12 protein-coding genes are annotated in these 13,562 nt (G+C 67.9%); 2 read left to right on the top strand and 10 right to left on the bottom strand.

All coding sequences use genetic code 11. The features are described 5' to 3' along the window. Window positions 1-14 precede the first annotated feature (14 nt). Genes dgoD through FB547_RS27640 form a run of 4 tightly spaced genes read right to left on the bottom strand, consistent with a single transcriptional unit; the run spans window position 15 to window position 4,203 of the window. On the bottom strand, window positions 15-1,163 hold the full coding sequence (gene dgoD, locus FB547_RS27655) for a galactonate dehydratase (protein ID WP_145746833.1): 1,149 nt from the start codon (window positions 1,161-1,163) through the stop codon (window positions 15-17). A gap of 8 nt (window positions 1,164-1,171) precedes the next feature. After that, complete coding sequence (locus tag FB547_RS27650) at window positions 1,172-2,419, bottom strand: enolase C-terminal domain-like protein (RefSeq protein WP_145746832.1); 1,248 nt, start codon at window positions 2,417-2,419, stop codon at window positions 1,172-1,174. 2 nt (window positions 2,420-2,421) lie between these two features. After that, window positions 2,422-3,390 (bottom strand): tripartite tricarboxylate transporter substrate binding protein, encoded by a 969-nt coding sequence (locus tag FB547_RS27645; RefSeq protein WP_145746831.1) that lies wholly within the window; start codon window positions 3,388-3,390, stop codon window positions 2,422-2,424. A gap of 42 nt (window positions 3,391-3,432) precedes the next feature. Continuing rightward, complete coding sequence (locus tag FB547_RS27640; protein ID WP_145746830.1) at window positions 3,433-4,203, bottom strand: SDR family oxidoreductase; 771 nt, start codon at window positions 4,201-4,203, stop codon at window positions 3,433-3,435. A gap of 221 nt (window positions 4,204-4,424) precedes the next feature. Here FB547_RS27640 and FB547_RS27635 point away from each other — a divergent pair, with 221 nt between their 5' ends. After that, window positions 4,425-5,216: a GntR family transcriptional regulator gene (locus tag FB547_RS27635; RefSeq protein ID WP_145746829.1), complete on the top strand. Its 792-nt coding sequence runs from the start codon at window positions 4,425-4,427 to the stop codon at window positions 5,214-5,216. Between the two features lie 74 nt (window positions 5,217-5,290). Here FB547_RS27635 and FB547_RS33690 read toward each other — a convergent pair whose 3' ends face one another. Continuing rightward, window positions 5,291-5,581, bottom strand: coding sequence for a hypothetical protein (locus FB547_RS33690; protein ID WP_145746828.1), 291 nt, complete (start codon window positions 5,579-5,581; stop codon window positions 5,291-5,293). Between FB547_RS33690 and FB547_RS27625 the strand changes: the two genes are divergently transcribed. Beyond that, entirely contained in the window at window positions 5,580-5,954 is a 375-nt protein-coding gene (locus FB547_RS27625) for a hypothetical protein (RefSeq protein WP_225612954.1), read from the top strand. The genes FB547_RS33690 and FB547_RS27625 overlap by 2 nt on opposite strands. Before the next feature lie 108 nt (window positions 5,955-6,062). Here the strand turns inward: FB547_RS27625 and FB547_RS27620 are convergent, their stop codons facing one another. From FB547_RS27620 to FB547_RS27600, 5 genes are all read right to left on the bottom strand, one after another. Then, the gene (locus tag FB547_RS27620; RefSeq protein WP_261380416.1) at window positions 6,063-9,143 is read right to left on the bottom strand and encodes a hypothetical protein; all 3,081 of its coding nucleotides are present in this window, start codon (window positions 9,141-9,143) and stop codon (window positions 6,063-6,065) included. 238 nt (window positions 9,144-9,381) lie between these two features. Then, window positions 9,382-10,713 carry an amidase gene (locus FB547_RS27615; protein ID WP_145746880.1) on the bottom strand — a complete coding sequence of 444 codons (1,332 nt, stop codon included), beginning with the start codon at window positions 10,711-10,713 and terminating at the stop codon, window positions 9,382-9,384. Window positions 10,714-10,727: 14 nt separating this feature from the next. Beyond that, on the bottom strand, window positions 10,728-11,447 hold the full coding sequence (locus FB547_RS27610; RefSeq protein ID WP_145746826.1) for a DUF2848 domain-containing protein: 720 nt from the start codon (window positions 11,445-11,447) through the stop codon (window positions 10,728-10,730). A 23-nt stretch (window positions 11,448-11,470) separates the two neighbouring features. Beyond that, window positions 11,471-12,871 carry a TRAP transporter large permease gene (locus tag FB547_RS27605; RefSeq protein WP_145746825.1) on the bottom strand — a complete coding sequence of 467 codons (1,401 nt, stop codon included), beginning with the start codon at window positions 12,869-12,871 and terminating at the stop codon, window positions 11,471-11,473. After that, the gene (locus FB547_RS27600) at window positions 12,868-13,488 is read right to left on the bottom strand and encodes a TRAP transporter small permease subunit (RefSeq protein WP_145746824.1); all 621 of its coding nucleotides are present in this window, start codon (window positions 13,486-13,488) and stop codon (window positions 12,868-12,870) included. Before FB547_RS27600 ends, FB547_RS27605 begins: the two co-directional genes overlap by 4 nt. Window positions 13,489-13,562: the final 74 nt, after the last annotated feature.

The following is a 13,562-nucleotide window of genomic DNA, read 5'->3' as shown; positions in this document are numbered from 1 at the left end:
CGGGTTGTCGGGCGCTACCACTCGGCCACGCTCCCGTCGGCGTGCCGCCATACCGGGTTGTGCCAGTCGGGCGGGTTGCGGCTTGCGTGGACGACGCGCTCCTCGTCGACTTCCACGCCGAGGCCCGGCTTGGGCAGGGCGTGGATGAAGCCCGCATCGATCCGGAAGTCGTCCTTGTTGATCACGTAGTCGAGCAACTCGGCGCCGCGGTTGTAGTGGATGCCCATGCTCTGCTCCTGCAGCACCGCGTTGTGGGCCACGAAGTCGACCTGCAGGCAGGCCGCGAGCGCCACCGGGCCGAGCGGGCAATGCGGCGCAAAGGCGACGTCGTAGGCCTCGGCCATCGCGGCGATCCTGTGGCATTCGGTGATGCCGCCGGCATGCGAGAGGTCGGGCTGCAGGATGGCGATGCCGCCCTCCTCCAGCACCCGCTTGAACTCGAAGCGCGAGTACATGCGCTCGCCGGCCGCGAGCGGAATCGAAGTGCTCGCGGCCAGGCGCGGATAGTGCTCGGCCTGCTCGGCCAGCACGGGCTCCTCGACGAAGAGCGGGCGCAGCGGCTCGAGGGCGCGCAACAGCGGCTTGGCCATCGGCGCGGCCACGCGGCCATGGAAGTCGAGCCCGAAGTCCACCCGCATGCCCAGCGCGTCGCGCACCGCGGCCACCTTGGCGACCGCGGTATCGACGGCACGCGGCGAATCGAGCAATGCCATCTCCTCGCAGCCGTTCAGCTTGAAGGTGTCGATGCCGCCTTCGAGCAGGCGCTGCATGTCCTGCACGATGTCGGCCGGCCGGTCGCCGCCGACCCAGCTGTAGACCTTCATGCGGTCGCGCACCCTGCCGCCGAGCAGCTCGTGGACCGGCACGCCGAGCGCCTTGCCCTTGATGTCCCACAGCGCCTGGTCGATGCCGGCGATCGCGCTCATGAGGATCGCGCCGCCGCGGTAGAAGTTGCCGCGGTACATCGTCTGCCAGAGGTCGTTGATGCGCGCCGGGTCCTTGCCGATCAGCATCTCGCCGAACTCGTGCACGGCGGCCTCGACGGTGCGGGCGCGGCCTTCGATGACCGGCTCGCCCCAGCCGCTGATGCCCTCGTCGGTCTCGATTTTCAGGAACATCCAGCGCGGCGCGACGCGGTAGGTGTGAAGCCGGGTGATCTTCATGGGCGCGCCTACGGCGTCTGCAGCGTGCCGTCGATGAGGCGCGTCTGGGTCCAGGTCGTGACCGTGTTCTCGCACGGGTACTTCTTCGCCTCGGCTTCGTCGAGTTCCACGCCGAGGCCGGGCTTGTCGTTTGCGTAGACGTAGCCGTTGCTGAACTCCGGCAGGCCGGGGAATACGTCGAGCAAGGCGCCGCGCGGGCCTTTGAGATCCTGGATCACGAAGTTCGGCGGTTCGATGCCCGACCATTCCTGTACGCCGAAGTTGCGTGCCGCCAGGTCGATGTGGATGTTGGCGGCATGCCCCAGCGGCGACATGTCGCCGGGACCATGCCAGGCCGTCTTCACGCCGAACTGTTCGGCGAAGATCTGCAGCTTGCGCCCGGGCGTGATGCCGCCGATCTGGCTCAGGTGCACGCGGATGTAGTCGATCAGCTGCTCAGTGATCAGGAACTTCCATTCCGCGGGGTTGTTGAACAGCTCGCCCTGCGCCAGCGGGGTCGTCGTCTTCTCGCGCAGCTGGCGAATCCAGGCGCCCTCTTCGAGCGGGATCGCATCTTCGAGAAAGAACAGGTCGAAGGGCTCGAGCTCGCATGCGAGCCGGATCGCATCGACGGGCTTGAGCCGCTCGTGCACGTCATGGCACAGGGCCACGTCGAAGCCGAGCTTGCTGCGAAGGCCGTCGAAGAGCGCGACCGTCTCGCGCATGTACTTCTTGCCGTCGAGATAGATGCCGTTCGCCGAGCCGCGCGGCGCGCCGGCCGGCGCGGGGCCGAAGCCGCCGCCACCGTAGCCGCCGCTCTGGCAGCGCACGTGGGTGATGCCCTGCTCGCGGTACTTCTGGATGTTGTCGCACAGCTCGCTCAGGCTCCCGCCGTCGGCGTGGCGGTAGACCGGCACGCCCTCGCGGCACTTGCCGCCGAAGAGCTGGTAGAGCGGCATGCCGGCCATCTTGCCCTTGAGGTCCCACAGCGCCATGTCGACACCCGAGATCGCGTTGTTCTCGGTGGGGCCGTTGCGCCAGTAGGCGTTCTGGTGCATGAGCTGCCAGAGGTCCTCGATCGCGCTCGCGTCGCGGCCGACAAGCAACGGCCTCAAGTACTGCTCGACCAGGCATTGCACCGCCAGGTGCCGGTACGAGAAGGTCGCACAGCCGAGGCCGAAGAGCCCGGGTTGGTTGGTCTCCACCTTCACGACGACGAGGTTGATGCCTTCGGGCGCCGTCAGGATGACCTTGACGTCGGAGATCAGGGTTGCCATGGTCACTTCTGGATGTTCAGGCCGCTGAGCAGCTTCTTGAAATAGTCTGACTGGCTGTTCATGAAGACCTGGAACTGCGCGCCATCCATGTAGGCGGGCTGCAGGTTGGCCTTCGTCAGCGCGTCACGGAAGGCCGGGTCCTCTGCAGTCTTGCGCGCGGCGTCGCGCAAGTACTGCACGACCTCGGGCGGCGTGCCGAGCGGCACGCCCAGGCCGCGCCAGGTGCCGAGCACGAGGTCGGTGCCTTTCTCCTTGAAGGTGGGTACCTTGTCGTAGGGCGCGGGGAGGCGGCGGTCCGCCATCGACACCAGCACGCGGACCTTGCCGGCCGCGACGAAGGAGCCGATCTCGGCCGGGCTCACCGTGATGGCGTCCACATGGCCGCCGACCAGCGCCATGACGCTCGGCGCCGCCCCCTGGTAGGGAACATGGTTGAACTTCACGCCGGTCTTCTCTTCGACCGCTGCGGCCGCGAGATGCCAGATCGTTCCGGTGCCGGCGTTGCCCATCGTCAGGCTGCCAGGCTGCTTGCGTGCCTGCGCGAGCAGATCGTCGATCGACTGCAAGGGGGAATCGGCCTTCACCGCGATCAGGCCCGGATCGCCGTTGAGGCGCGCGATCGGCATGAAATCGGCGGTCGTGACCTTCGCCATGTTGAGGTGCGGAATGATCGCGAGTTCGGAGATCAGCACGCCGACCTTGTAGCCGTCGGGTGCGGCGCGCTGGACCTCCGTCATGGCGATGCCGCCGCTTGCCCCCGGCTTGTTGCTCACGACGATCGGCTGCGCGATGTACTTCTTGGCCGTGTCGGCGAACAGGCGCGCCATGACGTCGGTGCCGCCGCCGGCCGTCGAGGGCACCACCATCTCGATGGGCCGGCTCGGATAATTGGCGGGGCCTGCCGCCAGGGCGACGGGCCCGGCCGCGACGAGTGCGAGAAGCGCCGGCAGCGCGGTGCGAAGCAGTTTCATGTTTGTCTCCGTTTGCGTGGGGATCGACGAAGCCGTCGCGTGCTACAGCACGGCGAGCATGCCGCCGTCGACATAGAGGATCTGGCCGTTGACGTAGTCGGACGCCGACGATGCGAGGTAGATCGCCGTGCCGGCGAGCTCGTCCGGCCGCCCCCATCGGCGCGCCGGCGTGCGCGACTTGACCCAGCCGTCGAAGGCCGGGTTCTGGAGCAGCGCCGTGTTCATCTCGGTGGCCATGTAGCCCGGGCCGATCGCATTGGCCTGGATGCCATGCTCCGCCCATTCGGCCGTCATGGCGCGCGTGAGCATCTTGATGCCGCCCTTGGCTGCGGTGTAGGGCGCGACGGTCGCGCGCGCGGCCTCGCTGGTGAGCGAGCCGATATTGATGATCTTGCCGCCGCTCTTGCGCTCGATCATCCGGCGCGCGGCCTCGCGCCCGACCAGGAAGGCGCTCGTCAGATTGGTGCGCAGCACCTTGTCCCATTCCGGCAGCGAGAGTTCGACCAGCGGCTTGCGCAGCTGGATGCCCGCGTTGTTGACCAGGATGTCGATCGCAAGGCCCGCGGCGTCGAGACGGGCGAAGGCGTCGCTCACCGCGGCTTCATCGGTCACGTCGAAGGCGGCCACTTCCACGCCATGGCCCTTGGCGCGCAGTGCTTCTGCGCTGTGGGCGAGCCGCTGCGCATCGACGCCGTTGAGCACGACCCTGGCGCCGGCCTGCGCCAGCGCCTCGGCGATGGCGTATCCGAGGCCGCGCGAGGAGCCGGTCACCAGCGCGGTGCGGCCCGCAAGATCGAAGAGGGAATGGGGCATGGCCATGGTGCTTCAGAGTTCAATCGAGTCTCAAGAATATCGTGATATTTCACGAAAGTTCTGAGTATTTACCCTGCCGCACGAGGACGATCGAGCGGGGCATTGCGAAAGCGTTTCTCCTATGACAGCAGGATCGCTTGGGCGAGCCTTCAGTGGCATATCAGGATATGCTTGCGCTTCGAATGCGAACCGTGCACTTGCACCCTGGAGAAAGAGCAGAAATGGCCTCGTCCACGCGACCCCGACCCCGGCTGGCCAAAGCGGCCCCGCCGGCGCAGGAGGCGCCCCGCCACCGCAGCCAGGTCAGCCTGGCCGACCTCGCCTACGAGCGGCTGGAGGAACTGCTGGTCTGCTGCGAACTGAAGCCCGGCCGCTTCCTCGCCACGCATGAATTGCAGGCCATGGTGGGCTTCGGCCGCACGCCCGTGCTGCAGGCCGTCAATCGCCTGGCGGCCGACACGCTCGTGACCGTCACGCCACGGCACGGCCTGCAGATCGCGCCGGTCGACCTCACGCGCGACCGCGTGCTGCTGCGCCTGCGGCGCGACATGGAACGCTTCGTGATCCGCCTGGCGACCGAGCGATCCGGCGCATCGCAGCGCAACCAGATGCTGCACCTCAAGCGCCAGTTGCTCGAGCACCGCGCCGACATCAGCCTGGAGCAGTTCAATCTGGTCGACCGGCGCATCGACCAGCTCTTCCTCGCCGCGGCCGGCGAGCCGTTCGTGGAAAGCACGCTCAGGCCGCTGCACACGATCTTCAGGCGCATCGGCTGGATCTATCACATGCAGACGAAGCAGGGTGTCGATCTGCACGACACCGTCGATGGCCACATCGCCGTGATCGACGCCGTTGCCGAAGGCCAGGCCGATGCGGCCATCGCCGCCTCCGATCACCTCATGGACTTCGTCGAGGGCATGTTCGACGTGCTTGAACGCGAGGTCGATCCCGCCCAGCTCGATTGCAGCCTCGGCGGGCTCGACCAGACTTTCCTGGTGGCATCGGCGCCGTAGCGCCTGGCCGGCTTACGCGGCGTTCATGCACACGAAAACACGTTTCGTGGCATCAGGACCGAAGATGCCGATCGCTACTTCAACGCGGCACTGCCCCTTGCGAGGTACTGGGCCGACAGGCGAGCGAACTGGCCCCCATCGGTGCTGATCGAGGTCTGAACGGCACCGCCGGCACCGAAGACGATCGCAAACGCGTGGGTGTCGCCGTATTCCTGCGCGTTGCGCAGCATGTAGTCCACATGGACTTCGCGCTCGTGCACGAGGGCTTCGCGCCATCGGTACTCGGCAAGCGGATGGTCGAGCTGGTTGCCGCATCGCTGAAACAGGCCGGGGGCGGCTGAACACCGCGTCAGAATGCAGCGCATGAACCATCAGAGCGACATGCAGGACAGTGCCGAATACGTTCCCTTCGAGGAATTTCGCCAAGGCCTTCCGCAGGGGCGTTTTCGCGTCATCGTCAATCCGGCGCTGGCAGCGGCCTTCGTGTCACAACGAACGTACGCCATGCCGCTGGCGATTGCCCTCATCGGCCCAGGCATCGCCGTGGCGCTGGCCGGGCATCCATGGGTGGGCGGGCCGCTGGTGGCGGCCGGCATCCTGTTGCGATGGTCCATCAAGACCGGCGCGCCGCGCATCCTGCTGCACCTGGTCACGCGCGTGCCGTCGGTCTACGAGCAGGCCACCGGCCATGGCGTGATGGAAGTGCGCCGCGCAGATCCGGCAGCAGCGTTGCGCTGAGCCGGATCTGCGCGGGCTTGTCCGGGACAGGCCGCGAAGGCCCGTCCCTTCTTTTCAGAAGCGTCCACCACCGCCCCTCTCGACGAAGGACGGTGGCCGGATCATCGATCAGCCCAGCAGGCTGTCCAGGATGCTGGCAACTGGCGTTCCGCTGCCGCCGAGCCCTTGATCGACCTGGCTGGTGATCGGAGCGATGGTCCCTCCCAGGAGGTCGCCACCGAGCAGGTTGCCGACGAGGCCATCCTCACCCAGCACGCCACCCAGCAGGTCACCGCCGAGCAGATCACCGCCCAGGAGATCGCCACCGACCAGGTTGCCGGCCAGGCCGTCTTCACCCAGCACGCCACCCAGCAGATCACCACCAAGCAGATCACCACCCAGGAGGTCGCCACCGACCAGGTTGTCGACCAGGCCGTCTTCGCCCAGCACGCCACCCAGCAGGTCACCGCCAAGCAGATCACCACCCAGCAGGTCGCCGCCGAGCAGGTTGCCGACCAGGCCGTCTTCACCCAGCACGCCACCCAGCAGATCATCACCGAGCAGGTCGCCACCCAAGAGGTCCCCACCGAGCAGGTTGCCGACGAGGCCGTCTTCGCCCAGCACGCTACCCAGCAGGTCACCGCCAAGCAGATCACCACCCAAGAGATCGCCACCGAGCAGGTTGTCGACCAGGCCGTCTTCGCCCAGCACGCCACCCAGCAGATCACCACCGAGCAGGTCGCCACCCAAGAGGTCCCCACCGAGCAGGTTGCCTACGAGGCCGTCTTCGCCCAGCACGCCGCCCAGCAGATCGCCACCGAGCAAGTCACCGCCCAAGAGGTCGCCACCGAGCAGGTTGCCGACCAGGCCGTCTTCACCCAGCACGCCGCCCAGCAGATCACCACCGAGCAAGTCACCGCCCAAGAGGTCGCCACCGAGCAGGTTGCCGACGAGGCCGTCTTCACCCAGCACGCCACCCAACAGATCACCGCCGAGCAAGTCACCGCCCAGGAGGTCGCCACCGAGCACGTTGCCCAGGAGGCCGTCCTCGGACAGCAAGCCGCCGACCACGCCGTCTTCGCCCAGCAGACCGCCCAGCAGGCCATCGTCACCCAGGACGCCGTCGGTCAGGCCGCCGAGCAGGCCGTCCTCGCCGCCCAGCAGGCCACCGAGCGGGCTGTCTTCGATCAGGCCGCCCACGACGCCGTCCGTGCCGAGCAGGTTGTCCACCACGCCGTCCTGGCCGAGCAAGCTACCGGTCAGACCTTCGCTGCCGAGCACGCCGGCCAGCGTGCCTTCTCCGCCCAGCAAGCCACCGACCAGGCCGTCGCCAAGGAGGCCGCCGAGGGCACCGTCGCCGCCGAGCAGTCCACCGAGCAGGCCTTCCTCGCCCAACGGACCGCCGAGCAGCCCGCCCAGCACGCCGTCTTCGCCCAGGAGTCCGCCAACGATGCCTTCGTCGCTCAGCGCGTTGCCGAGCAGCCCGCCGACGGCGCTGTCTTCACCCAGGAGGTTGCCGACCAGGCCGTCTTCGGCGAGGAGTCCACCCACCAGTCCACTTTCCTCCATCAGGCCGCTGACGAGGCTGTCCTGGCCAAGCACGCCTTCGACGAGGTCGCCGACCACACCACCGTCGCCCACCAGGTCGTCAATGACGCCATCGAGGCCGAGCGCCGTCGTCGCCCCGCTCAGGATGCCGTCCTCGCCCACCAGGTTGTCCAGGCCATTCTGAAGTGCATCGGTGACGTGGTCGACCTGGCCGACCAGCGCATCGGTGGCACCTTCGCCGAGCAGGGCGTCGACGACGGGACCTGCCACGCCGTCCACGCTGTCGACCACGGTTTCAGTGAAGTCGTCCACCGGATCGAACTGGTTCGGATCGTCTCGGGTGAACTCTTCGCCCAGGATCGGCGACACGATGTCATCGATCAGGTCGGTCGTGCCGTCGATGACGCCCGGCACCGGCGTGAGTGAACCACCCAGGCCCAGGTTGTCGTCCGTCGCGCCGATCAAGCCGCCGGTGAGGTCATCGCCCGGATCGAGCAGGTGATCGCCGTCTGCGTCGGCATCGGCATCGGCATCGGCATCGGCATCGGCATCGGCGTCCGCATCAGCATCAGCATCAGCATCAGCATCAGCGTCAGCATCAGCATCAGCATCAGCATCAGCATCAGCATCAGCATCAGCATCAGCATCAGCATCAGCATCAGCATCAGCATCAGCATCAGCATCGGCATCGGCATCGGCATCGGCATCGGCATCGGCATCGGCATCGGCATCGGCATCAGCGTCCGCATCGGCATCGGCATCGGCATCGGCATCGGCATCGGCGTCCGCATCGGCGTCGGCGTCGGCATCAGCGTCAGCGTCAGCGTCGGCGTCGGCATCGGCATCGGCATCGGCATCGGCATCGGCATCGGCATCGGCATCAGCGTCGGCGTCGGCATCAGCATCAGCATCAGCATCAGCATCAGCATCAGCATCAGCGTCAGCATCAGCGTCCGCATCAGCGTCCGCATCAGCGTCCGCATCAGCATCAGCATCAGCATCAGCGTCCGCATCACTGTCGCTGTCACCATCATCAAGACCGCCCCCCGTACCGCCCCCGCTGCCAAGGAAGAACGGAACCGTTCCACCGTCGCTGCCGCCGCCGCCGCCCAATGCCGCGCCGAGCGCGACTGCGCCGAGCGCGCCGAGGGCGAACTCGCCCAGGCCGATGCCGGCTGCACCGGTGTGCGCCTTCGTGACTGCGACAGCTGCTGCGTCCGCATCGTTGTCGGGCGGCGTGATCTTGAGGTCGCCCGCGGCGACGTCGACGTTCACCTGCTCGAGGCCGCCCGGCAGCTTGGTCGATCCGAGCGTCGCGTCGGTGCCGCCGGTAAAGACGCCGGCCAGCGGTGCCTTGTTGGAAGGCGAACCCGGAAACAGCACCTCGGCCTGGCCGCCTTCGGGGACCAGCACGCGGTCGCCGGTGAGAAGGGCGTGGCTGCCGTCCACGGGAATCCGGACGCCGTCGCGGATCAGCGCGGTGCCGGGAGTGGCATTGGAAAGCGATCCGATGCTGGACGGCGCGGAGGCGGCGACCGGCGGCACTGTGGACGATCCCATCGGAGCGATGGGGGTCACCGTAGCTTGGGCGACGACCACCGGTGCAACGTCGTTGTTGACGGCTCCGGAAGTGGATGGAATCGATGTCTGCGACGCGGTCATGTGAGAGGCCTCCTCGTTGATTGGATGGTCATAGGGGGCAACATGCGTGCCACTGCCCGTCCATTCCGGAGAGACCTCCTGCGATTAATCGCAAGTCGTTGAATCGAAAGGATTTTTGGCTGTTCGTTTGCGCCGCGAAACTACCGCCGTTCGTCACGGACACCCAAGCTTTTGGCTGTTGCTACGTTACGTGGGGGGTCGCGTACCACGTAACACGGCACAGAATCCGGCCGCGACATCAGCAGTCGGCCAACGCCTCCTCCGCCGCCAGCGCAACCGCCGCCAGCCGCGCGTCGTCCCCGCACACGGAAGAGAGCATCAGCCCCACCGGCAGTTCACCGTCGCGGTGGCACGGCAGGCTGAAGGCGCAGCCATCGAGGAAGTTGATGGCGAAGGTGTTGCGCAGCAGCAGGCCGTTGGCCTTGAAGAATTCGGCGTCGGCCGCGAGCGCGTCGATGGCCGGCGCGACGATCGGCACGGTGGGGCAGAGCAAGGCGTCGAAGCCTTCGAGCACCGCTTCGACGCGGCCGATCCAGTCGCGGCGGCGGTCCTGCATCAGGAGGTAGTCGGCGGCGCCGACCGACATGCCAAGGTCCACGCGGGCTGCGACCCGTGGGTCGAAGCGCTCGCGCTGCGCACCGATGCGCGCGCGATGCACGGCCGATGCCTCGACGGGTGAGAAGCCGCCCGGCGCGTTGATCCCGGCGATCTCGGCCAGTTCTGCGAGCGTGATGTCGACCACGATGGCGCCTGCCGCCGACAGTGCGCTCACCGCACGGTCGAAGGCCTGCGCCACGGCCGGCTCGATGCCGTCGAACATCAGCGTGCGCGGCACCGCCAGGCGCAGGCCCTGCAGCGGGCGCCGGCGCACCGCGAGCGGGGTGCCGGCGATGGCGGCATCGACGACGAGGCAATCGGCCACGCTGCGCGTCATGGCGCAGACGGTATCGAGCGAGCGCGCCAGTTCGAAGGCGCCGGTGCGCGGCACGCGCGACTGGGTGCTCTTGAAGCCGACGAGGCCGCACAGCGCCGCGGGAATGCGGATGGAGCCTCCGGTGTCGGAGCCCAGGCCCGCGACGGCAAGGCCCAGTGCGACCGACACCGCGGCACCCGATGAGGAACCACCGGGGATGCGCGCCACGGCGGCATCCGCGGGATTGCGCGGCGTGCCGTGGTGCGGGTTGATGCCGACGCCGGAAAAGGCGAACTCGGTCATGTTGGTCTTGCCGATGATGGCCGCGCCGGTGCTGCGCAGGCGGGCCACGGCCACGGCGTCGGCCAACGCTGCGGGTTCGCCTTCGCACACGACCGAGCCGGCCATGGTGGCTTCGCCCGCCACGTCGTAGAGGTCCTTCACCGTGACGGGCAGGCCGGCCAGCGCGGGCAGCACGACGCCGGCGCGCTGCGCCGCATCGGCATGGCGCGCGGCGGCCAGCGCTGCTTGCGCGTAGCGCTTGGTGAAGACGTGTTGCGCGGCGGGCAGCTCGGCGCCTTCGAGCGCCTGCGCCACCACGGCCTCGTGTGACACCTCGCCGCGCGCGATGCGCCCGCGCAGCGTGGCGATGTCCATGCCGGCGGCGGCCGTCACGCGACCACCTCGAGCGCCTGCACGGCATAGCGGTGCACGATGCTGCGCTTCAGGCGCGGGTCGTGGATCTCGAGCTCCATCTCGGCGGCCGGGCGGATGCCCTCGCCCTTGCCGTTGGCAATGGCGCCGAGTGTGCCGCAGGTCATGAAGCGGCCTTCGTCGCCGCCTTCGGCCTGGTAGATGCCGTCGCGCAGCGCCGCCAGTGGGCGGATCGACGCGAAGGTGCCTTGCTGGTAGTCGATCCAACGCCCCTCCTCCAGGATGCGCGAGCGCAGCTGCAGCTCGTCCTGGTAGGGCGCTACGTCGCGCCAGCGCCAGGCGGTGGTTGCGACCGGCTTGGCGCACATCTGCTTGGACACGGCGACCGAGTAGGTCTCGACGCGGCGGTCGGTATGGTCGGAAGCCACGGTGAGCCACCATTCGCCGGCGGCGCAGAAGAGCATCGGCTCGGCCTCGCCGGAGCTCTGCGCGCCGAGCGCCTCGATGGCGGCCGACTGCGTGAGCAGCCCGGCGCTCACGCGGTAGTACAGCGGCACGCTCGACGGCCGCGGCACGCCGATGGCCTCGAGTTCCTCGATGTGATGGGCAATGGCGGCGGCGTCGCGGCCGGTCCAGCCGGCAATCACGAGCTGGCGCGCCGGCACCGACAGCAGTTGTGCCGAACGCGTGCCGTCGGCCGCCACGCTTTCGCAGGCGAAGGAAAGGGTCAATGACATGAAAGGGCTCCGCAAACGGGGGGTCACATGAGATGGGCCGGCAGCCACAGTGCGATGGCGGGGAACACCATCAGCACGACGATCGCGAGCATGTAGACGAACATGAAGGGCAGCACGCCAGCAAAGACGTCGGTGATGGGCCCGGGCTGCCGCCGCATGCCCTGCAGCACATAGAGCACGGTGCCGTCGGGCGGGCTGATCATGGCGATCTCGACCAGCATGGTGATGACCACGCCGAACCAGATCGGGTCGTAGCCAAGCGCCGTGACCACCGGGAACAGCAGCGGAATGGTGGTGATCACCATCGACATGCCTTCCATGAAGGTGCCCAGCGCCAGGTAGAAGCCGATGATCACCAGCATGATCACCCAGCCCGGGAACGGCAGCCCGGTCAGGAACTTCGCCAGCATCTGCGGAATGCCCAGCGACGACAGGATGTAGTTCAGGAAGTACGCGCCGAACAGGATCAGCGCGATCATCGAGGTGGTGCGCGCGGTGGCGCGCATCGACTCGGCCAGCATCTTCCACTTGAGCTTGCGGTCCACCAGCGCCAGCAGCAGGCTGCCCGCCACGCCCAGCGCGGCCGACTCGGTGGGCGTGGCCCAGCCGGCGTAGATGGTGCCCAGCACCAGCGCGATGAGCAGCGCCGTGGGCACCAGGTCCGACAGGCTCGCGATGCGGTGCTTCCAGCCGATGGCCTTCGAGGCCTCGTCGCCGTGCAGCTTCAGCCGGTAGCTGTAGTACAGGATGACCGCGGTGAACAACAGCACCACCAGGATGCTCGGCCCCACCGCCGCCAGGTACAGCGCGCCCACCGAGGTCTCGGTGATCAGCCCGTAGATGATGAAGGTGATGCCCGGCGGGATCAGGTTGCCCAGCGCGCCGCCGGCGGCCAGCGAGCCCAGCACCAGCTTCGGCGGGTAGTGGCTCTTCTCGAAGTACGGCAGCGCCACCGAGCCCATGGTCGCGGCGGTGGCCACGCTGGAGCCGGCCACGGCCGAGAACACGCCGCACGAGATGATGTTGGTGTGCAGCAGCCCGCCGGGCAGCCGGCCCATCCAGATGTTGAGCGCGCGGTACAGCCGCTCGGAGAGGCCGGCGCGCAGCATCACCTCCCCCATCAGCAGGAAGAGCGGCACCGACACCAGCACGAAGTTGGTCGAGGGGCTCCAGATCATCTCGCCGATGAAGTTCCAGAACGGCCGGTCCGACAGGCCGAAGCCCGCCAGCAGCGAAAGCACGGCCAGCGCTGCGCCCACGTAGATGCCGCCGGCGAAGAAGCCGACGAAGGCCACCAGCACTGCGGCCAGCGCCCACCAGGGCACGCTGGCCGATGCGGCCGCGGCCGCATGCCCCTGCACCCCGAAGAGCGATGCACCGGCAATCAGGATGCCGATGGCGACGATGAAGACAATGGCGATCATCGGGAGACTCCTGCGGCCGCTGCGGACACGGCGGGTTGCTGCATGCCTTGCTGTGCTTCGGCCACGGCCTCCAGCGTCTCGGCGGCTTCGTCGACGTAGGTGCGTGCCATCAACATGCGGTCCATGCCGTCGGCGTCGCCGGTGGCAAGCTGGCGCAGGGCACGCGCGGCCAGCGCGACCACGGCCAGCAGCAGCAGGCCCAGGCCCGCGGCCCACAGGCCCTGCGGCAGGGCCAGCGGCGTGTGCAGCGCCGACAGGTCGGTGGCGCCGAAGTCCCACGAATCCCTGGCCAGCGAGAAAGCACCCCAGGCGAAGAAGCCCGAAGCGGCCATGAGCGCGATGAGCGACGCCAGGTGCAGCCAGACGCGCAGCTTCAGCGGCATCTTCTGCACCAGCACGTCGATGCGCACATGGCCGCGCTCGAACAGCGTGCCCGCCAGGCCCCAGCTCATGCCGATGGCCATCAGGTAGCCGGTGACTTCGGTCGTTGCCTCGGTCGAGAAGCCCAGCAGGCGCCGGGCCGCGATGTCGAAGCAGATCAGCAGAGTGATCACGAGGTAGCACCAGCCGGCGATGGTCATCGCCTTGGCGCTCACCCATTCAAGCATCTTGAACATACGAATTTCTCCAGTGGACACACGCCTCCAGCCTCATGAGCGCTTGCATCGCATTGCCAGGAACACCGCGGAAC

The sequence above is a fragment of the Variovorax beijingensis genome (assembly GCF_007828835.1).
Lineage (GTDB): Bacteria > Pseudomonadota > Gammaproteobacteria > Burkholderiales > Burkholderiaceae_C > Variovorax > Variovorax beijingensis_A.
Note: the sequence above shows the minus strand (reverse complement) of the source record. Positions and strands in the feature narration are given on the sequence as shown.

Coding starts and splice junctions, on each gene's coding strand:
- dgoD (WP_145746833.1), bottom strand. CDS start 1,163: ATGAAGATCACCCGGCTTCACACCTACCGCGTCGCGCCGCGCTGGATG.
- FB547_RS27650 (WP_145746832.1), bottom strand. CDS start 2,419: ATGGCAACCCTGATCTCCGACGTCAAGGTCATCCTGACGGCGCCCGAA.
- FB547_RS27645 (WP_145746831.1), bottom strand. CDS start 3,390: ATGAAACTGCTTCGCACCGCGCTGCCGGCGCTTCTCGCACTCGTCGCG.
- FB547_RS27640 (WP_145746830.1), bottom strand. CDS start 4,203: ATGCCCCATTCCCTCTTCGATCTTGCGGGCCGCACCGCGCTGGTGACC.
- FB547_RS27635 (WP_145746829.1), top strand. CDS start 4,425: ATGGCCTCGTCCACGCGACCCCGACCCCGGCTGGCCAAAGCGGCCCCG.
- FB547_RS27625 (WP_225612954.1), top strand. CDS start 5,580: ATGAACCATCAGAGCGACATGCAGGACAGTGCCGAATACGTTCCCTTC.
- FB547_RS33690 (WP_145746828.1), bottom strand. CDS start 5,581: ATGCGCTGCATTCTGACGCGGTGTTCAGCCGCCCCCGGCCTGTTTCAG.
- FB547_RS27620 (WP_261380416.1), bottom strand. CDS start 9,143: ATGACCGCGTCGCAGACATCGATTCCATCCACTTCCGGAGCCGTCAAC.
- FB547_RS27615 (WP_145746880.1), bottom strand. CDS start 10,713: ATGGACATCGCCACGCTGCGCGGGCGCATCGCGCGCGGCGAGGTGTCA.
- FB547_RS27610 (WP_145746826.1), bottom strand. CDS start 11,447: ATGTCATTGACCCTTTCCTTCGCCTGCGAAAGCGTGGCGGCCGACGGC.
- FB547_RS27605 (WP_145746825.1), bottom strand. CDS start 12,871: ATGATCGCCATTGTCTTCATCGTCGCCATCGGCATCCTGATTGCCGGT.
- FB547_RS27600 (WP_145746824.1), bottom strand. CDS start 13,488: ATGTTCAAGATGCTTGAATGGGTGAGCGCCAAGGCGATGACCATCGCC.